At 50.9% G+C, this 13303-nt stretch carries 26 protein-coding genes; 25 read left to right on the top strand and 1 reads right to left on the bottom strand.

Annotated features, from left to right (window positions below; all coding sequences use genetic code 11):
- The 3 genes from F3I20_RS22865 to bfr all read left to right on the top strand — a co-directional run.
- On the top strand, nt 1-260 hold a 260-nt coding region (locus tag F3I20_RS22865; RefSeq protein WP_482812004.1), incomplete at its 5' end, for an EF-Tu C-terminal domain-related protein.
- Between the two features lie 170 nt (nt 261-430).
- On the top strand, nt 431-625 hold the full coding sequence (bfd, locus tag F3I20_RS22860; protein WP_009087597.1) for a bacterioferritin-associated ferredoxin: 195 nt from the start codon (nt 431-433) through the stop codon (nt 623-625).
- Between the two features lie 98 nt (nt 626-723).
- Nucleotides 724-1197, top strand: a complete 474-nt coding sequence (bfr, locus tag F3I20_RS22855; protein ID WP_150038665.1) for a bacterioferritin — start codon at nt 724-726, stop codon at nt 1195-1197.
- On the opposite strand, the gene F3I20_RS22850 is transcribed toward bfr, so the two are convergent.
- Nucleotides 1184-1951: a prepilin peptidase gene (locus F3I20_RS22850; RefSeq protein WP_150038667.1), complete on the bottom strand. Its 768-nt coding sequence runs from the start codon at nt 1949-1951 to the stop codon at nt 1184-1186. The two genes, bfr and F3I20_RS22850, sit on opposite strands and share 14 nt — an antisense overlap.
- A gap of 393 nt (nt 1952-2344) precedes the next feature.
- On the opposite strand from F3I20_RS22850, the gene rpsJ reads away from it, so the two are divergent.
- From rpsJ to rplO, 22 genes are all read left to right on the top strand, one after another.
- Nucleotides 2345-2656, top strand: a complete 312-nt coding sequence (gene rpsJ, locus F3I20_RS22845; RefSeq protein ID WP_001181005.1) for a 30S ribosomal protein S10 — start codon at nt 2345-2347, stop codon at nt 2654-2656.
- 32 nt (nt 2657-2688) lie between these two features.
- Entirely contained in the window at nt 2689-3318 is a 630-nt protein-coding gene (rplC, locus tag F3I20_RS22840) for a 50S ribosomal protein L3 (RefSeq protein ID WP_006120583.1), read from the top strand.
- A gap of 10 nt (nt 3319-3328) precedes the next feature.
- Nucleotides 3329-3934 (top strand): 50S ribosomal protein L4, encoded by a 606-nt coding sequence (gene rplD / locus F3I20_RS22835; protein WP_003850711.1) that lies wholly within the window; start codon nt 3329-3331, stop codon nt 3932-3934.
- The gene (rplW, locus tag F3I20_RS22830; RefSeq protein WP_003850708.1) at nt 3931-4233 is read left to right on the top strand and encodes a 50S ribosomal protein L23; all 303 of its coding nucleotides are present in this window, start codon (nt 3931-3933) and stop codon (nt 4231-4233) included. The genes rplD and rplW overlap by 4 nt, the downstream gene beginning before the upstream one ends.
- 17 nt (nt 4234-4250) lie before the next feature.
- On the top strand, nt 4251-5072 hold the full coding sequence (gene rplB / locus F3I20_RS22825) for a 50S ribosomal protein L2 (RefSeq protein ID WP_150015843.1): 822 nt from the start codon (nt 4251-4253) through the stop codon (nt 5070-5072).
- Nucleotides 5073-5088: 16 nt separating this feature from the next.
- The gene (gene rpsS / locus F3I20_RS22820) at nt 5089-5367 is read left to right on the top strand and encodes a 30S ribosomal protein S19 (protein WP_001138115.1); all 279 of its coding nucleotides are present in this window, start codon (nt 5089-5091) and stop codon (nt 5365-5367) included.
- Between the two features lie 13 nt (nt 5368-5380).
- Nucleotides 5381-5713, top strand: coding sequence for a 50S ribosomal protein L22 (gene rplV / locus F3I20_RS22815; protein ID WP_008927136.1), 333 nt, complete (start codon nt 5381-5383; stop codon nt 5711-5713).
- A 17-nt stretch (nt 5714-5730) separates the two neighbouring features.
- Complete coding sequence (rpsC, locus tag F3I20_RS22810; RefSeq protein ID WP_008927135.1) at nt 5731-6429, top strand: 30S ribosomal protein S3; 699 nt, start codon at nt 5731-5733, stop codon at nt 6427-6429.
- Nucleotides 6430-6441: 12 nt separating this feature from the next.
- Complete coding sequence (gene rplP / locus F3I20_RS22805; protein WP_002438716.1) at nt 6442-6852, top strand: 50S ribosomal protein L16; 411 nt, start codon at nt 6442-6444, stop codon at nt 6850-6852.
- Complete coding sequence (gene rpmC / locus F3I20_RS22800) at nt 6852-7043, top strand: 50S ribosomal protein L29 (RefSeq protein WP_003850146.1); 192 nt, start codon at nt 6852-6854, stop codon at nt 7041-7043. Before rplP ends, rpmC begins: the two co-directional genes overlap by 1 nt.
- The gene (rpsQ, locus tag F3I20_RS22795; RefSeq protein ID WP_003850147.1) at nt 7043-7297 is read left to right on the top strand and encodes a 30S ribosomal protein S17; all 255 of its coding nucleotides are present in this window, start codon (nt 7043-7045) and stop codon (nt 7295-7297) included. Before rpmC ends, rpsQ begins: the two co-directional genes overlap by 1 nt.
- Before the next feature lie 358 nt (nt 7298-7655).
- Entirely contained in the window at nt 7656-9008 is a 1353-nt protein-coding gene (locus F3I20_RS22790) for an 8-oxoguanine deaminase (RefSeq protein WP_150015842.1), read from the top strand.
- Nucleotides 9009-9256: 248 nt separating this feature from the next.
- Nucleotides 9257-9628 carry a 50S ribosomal protein L14 gene (gene rplN, locus F3I20_RS22785; protein ID WP_006120590.1) on the top strand — a complete coding sequence of 124 codons (372 nt, stop codon included), beginning with the start codon at nt 9257-9259 and terminating at the stop codon, nt 9626-9628.
- A 10-nt stretch (nt 9629-9638) separates the two neighbouring features.
- Entirely contained in the window at nt 9639-9953 is a 315-nt protein-coding gene (rplX, locus tag F3I20_RS22780) for a 50S ribosomal protein L24 (RefSeq protein ID WP_003850150.1), read from the top strand.
- Between the two features lie 14 nt (nt 9954-9967).
- Entirely contained in the window at nt 9968-10507 is a 540-nt protein-coding gene (gene rplE / locus F3I20_RS22775; RefSeq protein ID WP_003850155.1) for a 50S ribosomal protein L5, read from the top strand.
- A gap of 14 nt (nt 10508-10521) precedes the next feature.
- Nucleotides 10522-10827 (top strand): 30S ribosomal protein S14, encoded by a 306-nt coding sequence (rpsN, locus tag F3I20_RS22770; RefSeq protein WP_008927132.1) that lies wholly within the window; start codon nt 10522-10524, stop codon nt 10825-10827.
- A gap of 32 nt (nt 10828-10859) precedes the next feature.
- Nucleotides 10860-11252: a 30S ribosomal protein S8 gene (gene rpsH / locus F3I20_RS22765; RefSeq protein WP_003850158.1), complete on the top strand. Its 393-nt coding sequence runs from the start codon at nt 10860-10862 to the stop codon at nt 11250-11252.
- Between the two features lie 13 nt (nt 11253-11265).
- Entirely contained in the window at nt 11266-11799 is a 534-nt protein-coding gene (gene rplF / locus F3I20_RS22760) for a 50S ribosomal protein L6 (RefSeq protein ID WP_150015841.1), read from the top strand.
- Nucleotides 11800-11808: 9 nt separating this feature from the next.
- Complete coding sequence (rplR, locus tag F3I20_RS22755; RefSeq protein ID WP_003850163.1) at nt 11809-12162, top strand: 50S ribosomal protein L18; 354 nt, start codon at nt 11809-11811, stop codon at nt 12160-12162.
- A 14-nt stretch (nt 12163-12176) separates the two neighbouring features.
- Entirely contained in the window at nt 12177-12677 is a 501-nt protein-coding gene (rpsE, locus tag F3I20_RS22750; RefSeq protein WP_003850164.1) for a 30S ribosomal protein S5, read from the top strand.
- 5 nt (nt 12678-12682) lie between these two features.
- Nucleotides 12683-12862, top strand: a complete 180-nt coding sequence (gene rpmD, locus F3I20_RS22745; RefSeq protein ID WP_017345842.1) for a 50S ribosomal protein L30 — start codon at nt 12683-12685, stop codon at nt 12860-12862.
- Nucleotides 12863-12865: 3 nt separating this feature from the next.
- Nucleotides 12866-13300 carry a 50S ribosomal protein L15 gene (gene rplO, locus F3I20_RS22740; RefSeq protein ID WP_150015840.1) on the top strand — a complete coding sequence of 145 codons (435 nt, stop codon included), beginning with the start codon at nt 12866-12868 and terminating at the stop codon, nt 13298-13300.
- The last annotated feature ends 3 nt before the right edge of the window (nt 13301-13303 follow it).

The following is a 13303-nucleotide window of genomic DNA, read 5'->3' as shown; positions in this document are numbered from 1 at the left end:
TATACGTTCTGTCTAAAGACGAAGGTGGCCGCCATACTCCGTTCTTCAAGGGCTACCGTCCACAGTTCTACTTCCGTACCACTGACGTGACCGGTTCAGTAGAGCTGCCAGAAGGCGTTGAAATGGTAATGCCAGGCGACAACATCAAAATGGTTGTTACCCTGATCCACCCAATCGCAATGGACGAAGGTCTGCGCTTCGCAATCCGCGAAGGTGGCCGTACCGTTGGCGCGGGTGTTGTTGCTAAAGTTATCGCTTAATTGTGATATCTGCTGTGGTCGTGCAAACGGCCACTGCAACACAAAGAAAAGAGCACTTCGGTGCTCTTTTTTTTGCCTGAAGAGCGTCATAACCCTGCAAAGGGTAGGTTTGTAATAAAAACGATTCGCATTTACACTGTGTACAGAAAATGGTCTTGAGTGATGAAAGAATGTACGTCTGCCTGTGTAATGCCATCAGTGATAAAACCCTTCGTGAAGTTGTACGGCGCTATCAGCCCAAATCCATCCAGCAACTGCGTCATTTTGTACCGGTCGGCAAACAGTGCGGTAAATGTCTGCGCGCCGCGCGGGAAATCATGGATGAAGAGATGCAGCATCCACCACTCTATAAAGAGATCGCCTGACACACCGCGTGTGCGAATACCCACAATATCTGTCGCGTTTTTTTGACTTCTTTTTAATCACATCTACGATCTGATAAAGCAGACGCGGAGGGTTAACAATGAAGGGCGATATCAAAGTTATCAGTCATCTCAATAAACTGCTTGGAAATGAACTGGTTGCCATCAATCAGTATTTTCTGCATGCGCGCATGTTTAAAAACTGGGGGCTGACGCGCCTCAACGATGTGGAGTATCACGAATCGATCGACGAGATGAAGCATGCGGACAAGTACATTGAACGCATTCTTTTTCTCGAAGGCATTCCAAATCTTCAGGATCTGGGACGTCTGCGTATCGGTGAAGACGTTGAGGAAATGCTGAGTTCAGACCTGAATCTGGAGCTGGAAGGCGCTAAAGATCTGCGTGAGGCTATCTCTTATGCTGACAAGGTACATGACTATATCAGCCGTGACATGATGATTGAAATCCTGGCTGATGAAGAGCATCACATCGACTGGATTGAAACGGAACTTGAGTTGATCCAGAAGATGGGTATCCAGAACTATCTGCAGGCTCAAATTAAAGAAGAGTGAATCGGGTCTGCAGCACGATTGTTACCCAGCCCGCAATGGCCAGGAAAGGGCCAAACGGCAGCGGGCTGTTCCCCTGAATTGCCATCCGATGCTGCAGCATTACAACTGCCGCAAGTGCCAGGAAAGTGCTACCCAGTGCAATCCAGGGTAATGCCTGCCATCCGCAGCATGCGCCCAATGCCGCGAAAAGCTTCATATCACCATAACCTAATCCTTCATAGCCACGAACCTGCCGATAAGTGCAGGCGAGCAGCCATAATGCACAGTAGCCCGACAGCGCACCCCATATCGCCGCTGTTTCGTTACCGGTCACGCTGGCGTGGAGTAATCCCAGCCAGAGCAGCAGATAGCTGAGCGGGTCAGGTATACAGAAGTGCTGACGGTCAATGACCGCTATCAGTAGCAGCAGACTTGAGGCAGAGATAATAAAAATAGCGTCTTCAGGCCCATCAAAGCTATTCAGCACCAGCAGGCAAAGGATTGCGATCAGCCATTCAGTAATGAAGCTATCTGAGCCGAATGAATGACGACAGAAGCGACATCGTCCTTTTAAACCCGCCCAGCTGACAAGGGGCAGAACGTCACGCCACAGCAAGCGCTGCTGACAATGACCACACCGTGAACCGGGAAAGCAGAGTGCGACAAACCATTGAATGGGTGATAGGGCGGGTGAGAAACGCATACAGGCCAGCGAAAGAAAGCTTCCCAGTGCGCCTCCGCAAGTGAGTACTGCAAATTGAGTGATCAGTAACATGATGTTGCTCCGGATGAGAGGTTAAAAGCACTTTCATCGGCTTCTCGTTCTGTGTCACCCATGGATAAATAACGGCGGAAACGTGTTCGCAAAAAAATTTGTGATTTAACCGCTCTGCAGCAGTGCAATGCGACGCGTGCCTCACGAACCGGCCACTTTTTAACAGGGAAAACCGCAACACGGGTTGCTTCCTGAACAGATTTACGTATAATGCGCGGGCCTGCAGATATTGCAGGCGCGATTCGAGCAGAATCGCAGACGGCTGAAATATAGGCCGCCTGACAATACTCCCAATTGGGGAGTTATATGCTGAACGATTACACTCTCCCATCAATCGTAATGGGCTCGAGTAGTAATTTTTTTCGTCTATAAAAAGTTTGGAGCTCTGGTCTCATGCAGAACCAAAGAATCCGTATCCGTCTTAAAGCGTTTGATCATCGTCTGATCGATCAATCAACCGCGGAAATCGTTGAGACCGCCAAGCGCACTGGTGCGCAGGTTCGTGGTCCAATCCCGCTGCCAACCCGCAAAGAGCGTTTTACTGTTCTGATCTCTCCGCACGTTAACAAAGATGCGCGTGATCAGTACGAAATCCGCACTCACAAGCGTCTGGTAGACATCGTTGAGCCAACTGAAAAAACGGTTGATGCTCTGATGCGTCTGGATCTGGCTGCCGGTGTTGACGTGCAGATCAGCCTGGGTTAATCAGGTCATCGAGCGATTGAGAGGTTGAAACAATGATTGGTTTAGTCGGTAAAAAAGTGGGCATGACCCGCATCTTCACTGAAGATGGCGTTTCTATCCCAGTAACCGTAATCGAAGTTGAAGCGAACCGCGTTACTCAGGTCAAAGGCCTGGAAAACGATGGTTACCAGGCAATTCAGGTTACCACCGGTGCTAAAAAAGCAAACCGTGTGACCAAACCTGAAGCTGGTCATTTTGCTAAAGCTGGCGTTGAAGCTGGCCGTGGCCTGTGGGAATTCCGCACCGCTGAAGGTGACGAGTATTCTGTAGGTCAGAGCATCAGCGTTGAGATTTTCGCTGACGTTAAGAAAGTTGACGTAACCGGTACCTCTAAAGGTAAAGGTTTCGCCGGTACCGTTAAGCGCTGGAACTTCCGTACCCAGGACGCAACTCACGGTAACTCCTTGTCTCACCGCGTTCCGGGTTCTATCGGTCAGAACCAGACTCCGGGCAAAGTGTTCAAAGGCAAGAAAATGGCAGGTCAGCTGGGTAATGAGCGCGTAACCGTTCAGAGTCTGGACGTAGTACGTGTTGACGCTGAGCGCAACCTGCTGCTGGTTAAAGGTGCAGTTCCCGGTGCTACCGGTAGCGACCTGATCGTTAAACCAGCTGTGAAGGCGTAAGGGGATAGCAATGGAATTAGTATTGAAAGACGCGCAGAGCGCGCTGACTGTTTCCGAAACTACCTTCGGTCGTGATTTCAACGAAGCGCTGGTTCACCAGGTTGTTGTTGCTTACGCATCTGGCGCCCGCCAGGGTACTCGCGCGCAGAAAACCCGCGCCGAAGTAACCGGTTCAGGCAAAAAGCCATGGCGTCAAAAAGGCACCGGCCGTGCGCGTGCAGGTTCTGTAAAGAGCCCAATCTGGCGTTCAGGTGGCGTGACCTTTGCTGCGAAGCCGCAGGACCACAGTCAAAAAGTTAACAAAAAGATGTACCGCGGCGCGCTGAAAAGCATCCTGTCCGAACTGGTACGTCAGGACCGTCTGATCGTTGTCGAATCATTTGCTGTAGAAGCACCGAAAACCAAGCTGCTGGTACAGAAACTGAAAGACATGGCGCTGGAAGACGTGCTGATCATCACCGGTGAACTGGATGAGAATCTGTTCCTGGCTGCGCGTAACCTGTACAAGGTTGACGTGCGTGATGCATCTGGTATCGACCCAGTTAGCCTGATCGCCTTCGACAAAGTCGTTATGACTGCTGATGCAGTTAAGCAAGTTGAGGAGATGCTGGCATGATCCGTGAAGAACGTCTGCTGAAAGTACTGCGCGCGCCGCACGTATCTGAAAAAGCATCTAGCGCGATGGAAAAAACCAATACCATCGTTCTCAAAGTTGCTAATGACGCGACCAAAGCAGAAATCGTTGCTGCTGTTGAGAAACTGTTCGAAGTAGAAGTTAAAGACGTAAACACCCTGGTAGTTAAGGGCAAAGTTAAGCGTCAAGGACAGCGTATCGGTCGTCGTAGCGACTGGAAAAAAGCTTACGTCACCCTGAAAGAAGGCCAGAATCTGGACTTCGCTGGCGGCGCTGAGTAAGTCGGAGGAGAAAGACAATGGCAGTTGTTAAATGTAAACCGACATCTCCGGGTCGTCGCCATGTAGTTAAAGTGGTAAACGCGGAGCTGCACAAGGGCAAACCATTTGCCCCGCTGGTAGAAAAAAACAGCAAATCCGGTGGCCGTAACAACAATGGTCGTATCACTACCCGTCATATCGGTGGTGGTCACAAGCAGGCTTACCGTATTGTTGACTTCAAACGCAACAAAGATGGTATCCCGGCAACCGTTGAACGTCTTGAGTACGATCCGAACCGCTCTGCGAACATCGCACTGGTTCTGTACAAAGATGGCGAGCGCCGTTACATCCTGGCCCCTAAAGGCCTGAAAGCCGGCGACCAGATCCAATCTGGCGTTGATGCTGCGATCAAAGCAGGTAACACACTGCCGATGCGTAACATCCCGGTGGGTTCAACCGTGCATAACGTAGAAATGAAACCAGGCAAGGGCGGTCAGATTGCTCGCTCAGCCGGTGCTTACGTGCAGATCGTTGCGCGTGAAGGTTCTTACGTTACCCTGCGTCTGCGTTCAGGTGAAATGCGTAAAGTCGAGTCAGACTGCCGCGCAACACTGGGCGAAGTCGGCAACGCTGAGCATATGCTGCGCGTTCTGGGTAAAGCAGGTGCAGCCCGTTGGCGTGGTGTTCGTCCGACCGTTCGTGGTACCGCGATGAACCCAGTTGATCACCCGCACGGTGGTGGTGAAGGTCGTAACTTTGGTAAGCACCCGGTTTCTCCGTGGGGCGTTCAGACCAAAGGTAAGAAGACCCGTAGCAACAAGCGTACCGATAAATTTATCGTACGTCGCCGTAGCAAATAATATTAGAGGATAAGCCATGCCACGTTCTCTCAAGAAAGGTCCTTTTATTGACCTGCACTTGCTGAAGAAGGTAGAGAAAGCGGTGGAAAGCGGTGACAAGAAGCCTTTGCGCACTTGGTCCCGTCGTTCAACGATCTTTCCTAACATGATCGGTTTGACCATCGCTGTCCATAATGGTCGTCAGCACGTTCCTGTCTTTGTTTCCGACGAAATGGTTGGTCACAAACTGGGTGAATTCGCGCCGACACGTACTTATCGCGGTCACGCGGCTGATAAAAAAGCCAAGAAGAAATAAGTAGGAGGAAGAGATGGAAACTTTAGCTCAACATCGCCACGCTCGTTCTTCTGCTCAGAAGGTTCGCCTTGTTGCTGACCTGATTCGCGGTAAGAAAGTGTCGCAGGCACTGGACATTTTGACCTACACCAATAAAAAAGCGGCTGTACTGGTCAAGAAAGTTCTGGAATCTGCCATTGCTAACGCCGAACACAACGATGGCGCTGATATCGACGATCTGAAAATCACGAAAATTTTCGTTGATGAAGGTCCGACCATGAAACGCATTATGCCGCGTGCCAAAGGTCGTGCAGATCGCATCCTGAAGCGCACCAGCCACATTACTGTGGTTGTGTCCGATCGCTGAGACTCTGGAGACTAGCAATGGGTCAGAAAGTACATCCTAATGGTATTCGCCTGGGTATTGTAAAACCATGGAACTCTACCTGGTTTGCGAACACCAACGAATTCGCTGACAACCTGGACAGCGATTTTAAAGTACGTCAGTTCCTGACTAAAGAACTGGCTAAAGCATCTGTCTCTCGTATCGTTATCGAGCGTCCAGCGAAGAGCATCCGTGTGACTATTCACACCGCTCGTCCGGGCATCGTGATCGGTAAGAAAGGCGAAGATGTAGAAAAACTGCGCACGGTCGTCGCGAAAATCGCTGGCGTTCCTGCACAGATCAATATCGCCGAAGTCCGCAAGCCGGAACTGGACGCGAAACTGGTAGCTGACAGCATCACTTCACAGCTGGAGCGTCGTGTGATGTTCCGTCGTGCTATGAAGCGTGCAGTTCAGAACGCCATGCGTCTTGGCGCGAAGGGTATTAAAGTTGAAGTTAGCGGCCGTCTGGGTGGCGCTGAGATCGCACGTACCGAATGGTACCGTGAAGGTCGCGTGCCATTGCACACTCTGCGTGCTGACATTGACTACAACACCTCTGAAGCGCACACCACTTATGGTGTAATCGGCGTTAAGGTATGGATCTTCAAAGGTGAGATCCTGGGTGGTATGGCTGCTGTTGAACAACCGGAACCGGCTGCTCAACCTAAAAAGCAGCAGCGTAAAGGCCGTAAGTAAGGAGAGTCGCTGATGTTACAACCAAAGCGTACAAAATTCCGTAAGGTGCACAAAGGCCGCAACCGCGGTCTGGCGCAGGGTACGGATGTTAGCTTCGGTACTTTCGGTCTGAAAGCTGTTGGCCGTGGTCGTCTGACTGCTCGTCAGATCGAAGCAGCACGTCGTGCTATGACCCGTGCAGTTAAGCGTCAAGGTAAGATCTGGATCCGAGTATTCCCGGACAAACCGATCACCGAGAAGCCGCTGGAAGTGCGTATGGGTAAAGGTAAGGGTAACGTAGAGTATTGGGTTGCCCTGATCCAGCCTGGTAAAGTCCTGTATGAAATGGACGGCGTACCAGAAGAGCTGGCCCGTGAAGCATTCAAGCTGGCAGCAGCAAAACTGCCTATCAAAACCACCTTTGTAACTAAGACGGTGATGTAATGAAAGCAACTGAGCTGCGTGAAAAAAGCGTTGAAGAGCTGAACACTGAGCTGCTTAATCTGCTGCGTGAGCAATTTAACCTGCGCATGCAGGCAGCATCTGGCCAACTGCAGCAGACTCATCTGCTGAAACAGGTTCGCCGTGATGTTGCACGCGTTAAGACTTTACTGACTGAGAAGGCGGGTTCGTAATGACCGATAAAATCCGTACTCTGCAGGGTCGTGTAGTAAGTGACAAAATGCAGAAATCTGCAGTTGTTGCTATCGAACGTTTCGTGAAACACCCGATCTATGGCAAATTCATCAAACGTACGACCAAGCTGCACATCCATGACGAGAACAATGAATGTGGAATTGGTGACGTGGTAGAAATCCGCGAATGCCGTCCACTGTCCAAGACTAAATCCTGGACCCTGGTTCGCGTAATCGAGAAAGCGGTTCTGTAATAAGAATTGTTTTTTCTGAGGAAACCCTCTGCTTCGGCAGGGGGTTTTTTTTTGCCTTTTATTCTGACTTGATCCATTTGTGCCTGTGGCAGGACAGATTTGATGGTGCTCACAAATTGAGGGAGTGGCGAGGATTAAGCTGCGACTCTTCAGGCGATGTTGCCTGAATGCTCCAGTCTGTAGAGGCCGGAGTTATCATAACTGTACAAGGAAATGTGCCGTGAAAATGGAGAATCATGATCGTTTACGCCGGTCACTCTTAAAACTGCCACTGTTAGCTGCGTTACCTGCTATTAGCTCTGCCAAAAGCCTGCCGCTATTATCGGGTAGCACACACTCACAACCAACAGGCAATAGCATGGAACGAACGTTATTACTAAAGAACGCTGAATGCGTGGTCTGCATGGATGCCGATCGTCGGGAAATACGTAACGCCAGTATTCTGATTAAAGGAAACCAGATCGTTGCGGTCGGAGAAGCAGGATCGTTACCTGATAGCGCTGACGAGATTATTGATCTTCAGGGACATATTGTTATACCTGGCCTGATTAATACTCACCACCACATGTATCAGAGCCTGACACGGGCTATTCCTGCGGTACAAAACGGTGAACTGTTCAACTGGCTTACCCACCTCTACCCACTGTGGCAGAACCTGACGCCTGAGATGATTCATATCTCAACGCAGATTTCGATGGCCGAGTTAATGCTCTCCGGTTGCACCACCACCAGTGACCATCTCTATGTCTATCCTAACGGCTGTAAGCTTGACGACAGCATTGAGGCTGCAGCGTTGATGGGCATGCGATTCCATGCCAGCCGGGGCAGCATGAGTGTGGGCAAATCCCTCGGTGGCCTGCCGCCCGATTCGCTGGTTGAGAATGAAGCCGCCATCCTCAAGGATACGCAGCGTGTAATTGAGCGCTATCACGATGACAGCCACGGCTCGATGTTACGTATCGTGGTGGCACCATGTTCACCGTTCTCGGTCAGCCGTGAACTGATGAAGCAATCCGCTGCACTGGCCCGCAGCTTCAACGTCTCAATGCATACTCATCTGGCAGAGAACGACAGCGATATCCGTTATAGCCGCGAGAAGTTCAACATGACGCCAGCACAGTACGTTGAAGACCTCGGCTGGGTAGGACCGGATGTCTGGCATGCACACTGCGTTAAACTGGATCAGCATGGTATGGAGCTATTTGCACGCACCGGAACCGGCGTTGCACACTGTCCCTGTTCAAACATGCGTCTCGGTTCGGGCATTGCACCAATACGCCACATGTGCGATGCCGGTGTCCATGTCGGTATGGGCGTAGATGGATCTGCCTCCAATGACAGCTCAGACATGATAGCGGAGGTACGTCAGGCGATGCTGTTGCAACGCGTGGGTTTCGGCCCGGATGCGATGACGGCACGTCAGGCTCTGGAGTTGGCGACGCTGGGTGGAGCAAAAGTGCTGAATCGCGACGACGTGGGCACCATTGCGCCGGGCATGATGGCTGATCTGGCCATCTTTGATCTGAATCGCCTTGGTCTTGCCGGGGCAGGGCATGATCCCGTCGCCGCTCTGGTGTTCTGTAATCCGGGTCAGGTCGCTTACAGCATCATCAACGGAAAAGTCAGGGTGCGTGACGGACAACTGGCCGGAATTGAACTGCCAGCCGTGCTGCATCAGCATAACCAACTGGCCAGAAAACTGGTCAGTTGAGTCAGAAGGGCACTTTATTAGGGAGGAGACGAAAAATAAGGCAGATTACATTTGCTACTGTTCGCACTATTCCCTAGAATACGCCCTCCCTGTCATCAGGGAAAATCAGCGGCTCGATTGAGAGCCGTTTATTTTTTCTACCCATCTGTGAGAACCGGTGTTACAATGCCGCGCCCTCAATTATGGGGCTTTCTAACGACCTGAGGTTTAGGTCCCGAAGTAGTAGTTGACATTAGCGGAGCACTAAAATGATCCAAGAACAGACTATGCTGAACGTCGCCGACAACTCCGGTGCACGTCGCGTAATGTGTATCAAGGTTCTGGGTGGCTCGCACCGTCGCTACGCAGGCGTCGGTGACATCATCAAAGTTACCATCAAGGAAGCAATTCCGCGTGGTAAAGTCAAAAAAGGTGATGTCCTGAAGGCGGTAGTGGTGCGCACCAGGAAGGGTGTTCGTCGCCCGGACGGTTCTGTCATTCGCTTCGATGGTAATGCATGCGTTATTCTGAACAATAACAGTGAGCAGCCTATCGGTACGCGTATTTTTGGGCCGGTAACTCGTGAACTTCGTACTGAAAAGTTCATGAAAATTATCTCTCTGGCACCAGAAGTACTCTAAGGAGCGAACAATGGCAGCTAAAATCCGTCGTAACGACGAAGTTATCGTGTTAACCGGTAAAGATAAAGGTAAGCGCGGTAAAGTTAAGAATGTCCTGTCTTCTGGTAAGGTCATCGTTGAAGGTATCAACCTGGTTAAGAAACATCAGAAGCCGGTTCCGGCTCTGAACCAACCAGGTGGCATCGTTGAAAAAGAAGCTGCTATTCAGGTTTCTAACGTTGCACTGTTCAACGCGGCAACTGGTAAGGCTGACCGTGTAGGCTTTAGATTCGAAGACGGCAAAAAAGTCCGTTTCTTCAAGTCTAACAGCGAAACTATCAAGTAATTTGGAGTAGTACGATGGCGAAACTGCATGATTACTACAAAGACGAAGTAGTCCAGAAACTCATGACAGAGTTTGGCTACAATTCTGTCATGCAAGTCCCTCGGGTCGAGAAGATCACCCTGAACATGGGTGTTGGTGAAGCGATCGCTGACAAGAAGCTGCTGGATAACGCAGCAGCAGACCTGGCAGCAATCTCCGGTCAAAAACCGCTGGTCACCAAAGCACGCAAATCAGTTGCAGGCTTCAAAATCCGTCAGGGCTATCCGATCGGCTGTAAAGTAACTCTGCGTGGCGAGCGCATGTGGGAGTTCTTTGAGCGTCTGGTCACCATTGCAGTTCCACGTATCCGTGACTTCCGTGGCTTGTCCGCTAAGTCATTTGATGGTCGTGGCAACTACAGCATGGGTGTACGTGAGCAGATCATCTTCCCAGAAATCGACTACGACAAAGTCGATCGCGTTCGTGGTTTGGATATCACCATTACCACTACTGCGAAATCTGATGATGAAGGCCGTGCTCTGCTGGCTGCCTTTGACTTCCCGTTCCGTAAGTAAGGTAGGGTTACTTAATGGCTAAGCAATCTATGAAAGCGCGCGAAGTTAAGCGTGCAAAATTAGCAGACAAATTCTTCGCTAAACGCGCTGAACTGAAAGCGATCATCTCTGATGTGAACGCTTCCGACGAAGACCGTTGGGATGCTGTTCTGAAGCTGCAGAGTCTGCCGCGTGATTCCAGCCCTTCACGTCAGCGTAACCGCTGCCGTCAAACAGGTCGTCCGCACGGTTTCCTGCGGAAGTTTGGGTTGAGCCGTATCAAGGTCCGCGAAGCCGCCATGCGCGGTGAAATTCCGGGTCTGAAAAAGGCTAGCTGGTAATTGTCACCAATTGAATCACGGGAGTAACACAGATGAGCATGCAAGATCCGATCGCGGATATGCTGACCCGTATCCGTAACGGTCAGGCCGCGAACAAAGTTGCGGTCACCATGCCTTCCTCCAAGCTGAAATTGGCAATTGCCAACGTTCTGAAGGAAGAAGGATATATTGAAGATTTCAAAATCGAAGGCGACATCAAGCTGGAACTGGAACTGACTCTTAAGTATTTCCAGGGCAAAGCTGTTGTAGAAAGCATTCAGCGAGTAAGCCGTCCTGGCCTGCGCATCTATAAGAAAAAAGATGAGCTGCCAAAGGTAATGGCTGGTATGGGCATCGCTGTAGTTTCTACATCCAAAGGTGTCATGACTGATCGTGCAGCGCGCCAGGCAGGTCTTGGTGGCGAAATTATCTGCTACGTAGCGTAATCGGAGGATACATATGTCTCGTGTTGCTAAAGCACCTGTCGTTGTTCCTGCCGGCGTAGAGGTAAAACTCGACGGTCAGGTAATTTCGATTAAAGGTAAAAACGGCGAGCTGACTCGTACTATCAATGATGCTGTTGAAATTAAGCATGCTGACAACGCTCTGACTTTCGCTCCGCGCGAAGGTTTCGTTGACGGCTGGGCGCAGGCGGGTACTTCTCGCGCGCTGCTGAACGCAATGGTTATCGGTGTTACCGAAGGCTTCACTAAGAAGCTGCAGCTGGTTGGTGTAGGTTATCGTGCAGCCGTTAAAGGCGACGTGGTAAACCTGTCTCTGGGCTTTTCTCATCCAGTCGATCACCAGCTGCCCGCGGGTATCACTGCAGAATGTCCAACTCAGACTGAGATCGTGCTGAAAGGCGCTGATAAACAGCTGATTGGTCAGGTTGCTGCGGACCTGCGCGCCTACCGTCGTCCTGAGCCTTATAAAGGCAAGGGTGTCCGTTACGCCGACGAAGTCGTGCGTACCAAAGAGGCTAAGAAGAAGTAAGGTAACACTATGGATAAGAAATCTGCTCGTATCCGTCGTGCGACCCGTGCACGTCGCAAGCTCAAAGAGCTGGGTGCTACTCGCCTGGTGGTACATCGTACCCCGCGTCATATTTACGCACAGGTAATCGCCCCGAACGGTTCCGAAGTTCTGGTCGCTGCTTCTACTGTAGAAAAAGCTATCACTGAACAACTGAAGTATACCGGTAATAAAGAAGCCGCAGCTGCAGTAGGTAAAGCTATTGCAGAACGCGCAATCGAAAAAGGCATCACTGGTGTTTCTTTCGACCGTTCCGGTTTCCAATATCATGGTCGCGTCCAGGCACTGGCAGATGCTGCCCGTGAAGCTGGCCTTCAGTTCTAAGGTAGAGGTCTAAGATGGCACACATCGAGAAACAAGCTGGCGAACTGCAGGAAAAACTGATCGCGGTAAACCGTGTTTCTAAAACTGTTAAAGGTGGTCGTATCTTCTCCTTCACAGCACTGACTGTGGTAGGCGATGGTAATGGTCGCGTAGGTTTTGGTTACGGTAAAGCGCGTGAAGTTCCAGCAGCAATCCAGAAAGCGATGGAGAAAGCCCGTCGCAACATGGTTAACGTCGCGCTGACCAACGGCACCCTGCAGCACCCTGTTAAAGGTGCACACACGGGTTCCCGCGTGTTCATGCAGCCGGCTTCAGAAGGTACCGGTATCATCGCCGGTGGTGCAATGCGCGCCGTTCTGGAAGTCGCTGGAGTTCATAACGTACTGGCAAAAGCCTATGGTTCTACTAACCCGATTAACGTGGTTCGTGCAACTATCGACGGCCTGGGCAATATGAAATCTCCGGAAATGGTCGCTGCTAAGCGTGGTAAATCCGTTGAAGAAATTCTGGGGTAATCACGATGGCTAAGACTATTAAAATCACTCAAACCCGTAGTTCAATCGGCCGCTTGCCTAAGCATAAAGCCACTCTGGTTGGCCTGGGTCTGCGTCGTATTGGCCACACCGTTGAGCGTGAAGACACGCCTGCAGTACGCGGTATGGTTAACGCGGTTTACTATATGGTTAAAGTGGAGGAGTAAGAGATGCGTTTAAATACTCTGTCTCCGGCCGAAGGGTCTAAGCACGCTACCAAGCGTCTGGGTCGTGGTATTGGTTCTGGCCTCGGAAAAACCGGTGGTCGTGGTCACAAAGGTCAGAACTCACGTTCTGGCGGTGGCGTACGTCGCGGTTTCGAAGGTGGTCAGATGCCTCTGTACCGTCGTCTGCCGAAGTTCGGTTTCACCTCTCGCAAAGCAATGATCACTACAGAGATTCGTCTGTCTGATCTGGCGAAAGTTGAAGGCGGTATCGTCGACCTGAACGCGCTGAAAGCAGCCAACATTGTCGGTGTTCAGATTGAATTCGTTAAAGTAATTCTGTCTGGTGAAGTATCTACACCGGTAACGATTCGCGGACTGCGTGTCACCAAAGGTGCTCGTGCTGCAATCGAAGCTGCTGGCGGTAAAATCGAGGAATAAGTA

Origin of the sequence: Candidatus Pantoea gossypiicola (assembly GCF_008632075.1) — a bacterium.
Classification (GTDB): domain Bacteria; phylum Pseudomonadota; class Gammaproteobacteria; order Enterobacterales; family Enterobacteriaceae; genus Pantoea; species Pantoea gossypiicola.
The sequence above is the reverse complement of the archived record's forward strand: the minus strand, read 5'-3'. Positions and strand labels throughout refer to the sequence as shown.

Bases quoted from the DNA above. Each gene is read 5' to 3' on its own strand.
- bfd (WP_009087597.1), top strand. From the start codon at position 431: ATGTACGTCTGCCTGTGTAATGCCATCAGTGATAAAACCCTTCGTGAA.
- bfr (WP_150038665.1), top strand. From the start codon at position 724: ATGAAGGGCGATATCAAAGTTATCAGTCATCTCAATAAACTGCTTGGA.
- F3I20_RS22850 (WP_150038667.1), bottom strand. From the start codon at position 1,951: ATGTTACTGATCACTCAATTTGCAGTACTCACTTGCGGAGGCGCACTG.
- rpsJ (WP_001181005.1), top strand. From the start codon at position 2,345: ATGCAGAACCAAAGAATCCGTATCCGTCTTAAAGCGTTTGATCATCGT.
- rplC (WP_006120583.1), top strand. From the start codon at position 2,689: ATGATTGGTTTAGTCGGTAAAAAAGTGGGCATGACCCGCATCTTCACT.
- rplD (WP_003850711.1), top strand. From the start codon at position 3,329: ATGGAATTAGTATTGAAAGACGCGCAGAGCGCGCTGACTGTTTCCGAA.
- rplW (WP_003850708.1), top strand. From the start codon at position 3,931: ATGATCCGTGAAGAACGTCTGCTGAAAGTACTGCGCGCGCCGCACGTA.
- rplB (WP_150015843.1), top strand. From the start codon at position 4,251: ATGGCAGTTGTTAAATGTAAACCGACATCTCCGGGTCGTCGCCATGTA.
- rpsS (WP_001138115.1), top strand. From the start codon at position 5,089: ATGCCACGTTCTCTCAAGAAAGGTCCTTTTATTGACCTGCACTTGCTG.
- rplV (WP_008927136.1), top strand. From the start codon at position 5,381: ATGGAAACTTTAGCTCAACATCGCCACGCTCGTTCTTCTGCTCAGAAG.
- rpsC (WP_008927135.1), top strand. From the start codon at position 5,731: ATGGGTCAGAAAGTACATCCTAATGGTATTCGCCTGGGTATTGTAAAA.
- rplP (WP_002438716.1), top strand. From the start codon at position 6,442: ATGTTACAACCAAAGCGTACAAAATTCCGTAAGGTGCACAAAGGCCGC.
- rpmC (WP_003850146.1), top strand. From the start codon at position 6,852: ATGAAAGCAACTGAGCTGCGTGAAAAAAGCGTTGAAGAGCTGAACACT.
- rpsQ (WP_003850147.1), top strand. From the start codon at position 7,043: ATGACCGATAAAATCCGTACTCTGCAGGGTCGTGTAGTAAGTGACAAA.
- F3I20_RS22790 (WP_150015842.1), top strand. From the start codon at position 7,656: ATGGAACGAACGTTATTACTAAAGAACGCTGAATGCGTGGTCTGCATG.
- rplN (WP_006120590.1), top strand. From the start codon at position 9,257: ATGATCCAAGAACAGACTATGCTGAACGTCGCCGACAACTCCGGTGCA.
- rplX (WP_003850150.1), top strand. From the start codon at position 9,639: ATGGCAGCTAAAATCCGTCGTAACGACGAAGTTATCGTGTTAACCGGT.
- rplE (WP_003850155.1), top strand. From the start codon at position 9,968: ATGGCGAAACTGCATGATTACTACAAAGACGAAGTAGTCCAGAAACTC.
- rpsN (WP_008927132.1), top strand. From the start codon at position 10,522: ATGGCTAAGCAATCTATGAAAGCGCGCGAAGTTAAGCGTGCAAAATTA.
- rpsH (WP_003850158.1), top strand. From the start codon at position 10,860: ATGAGCATGCAAGATCCGATCGCGGATATGCTGACCCGTATCCGTAAC.
- rplF (WP_150015841.1), top strand. From the start codon at position 11,266: ATGTCTCGTGTTGCTAAAGCACCTGTCGTTGTTCCTGCCGGCGTAGAG.
- rplR (WP_003850163.1), top strand. From the start codon at position 11,809: ATGGATAAGAAATCTGCTCGTATCCGTCGTGCGACCCGTGCACGTCGC.
- rpsE (WP_003850164.1), top strand. From the start codon at position 12,177: ATGGCACACATCGAGAAACAAGCTGGCGAACTGCAGGAAAAACTGATC.
- rpmD (WP_017345842.1), top strand. From the start codon at position 12,683: ATGGCTAAGACTATTAAAATCACTCAAACCCGTAGTTCAATCGGCCGC.
- rplO (WP_150015840.1), top strand. From the start codon at position 12,866: ATGCGTTTAAATACTCTGTCTCCGGCCGAAGGGTCTAAGCACGCTACC.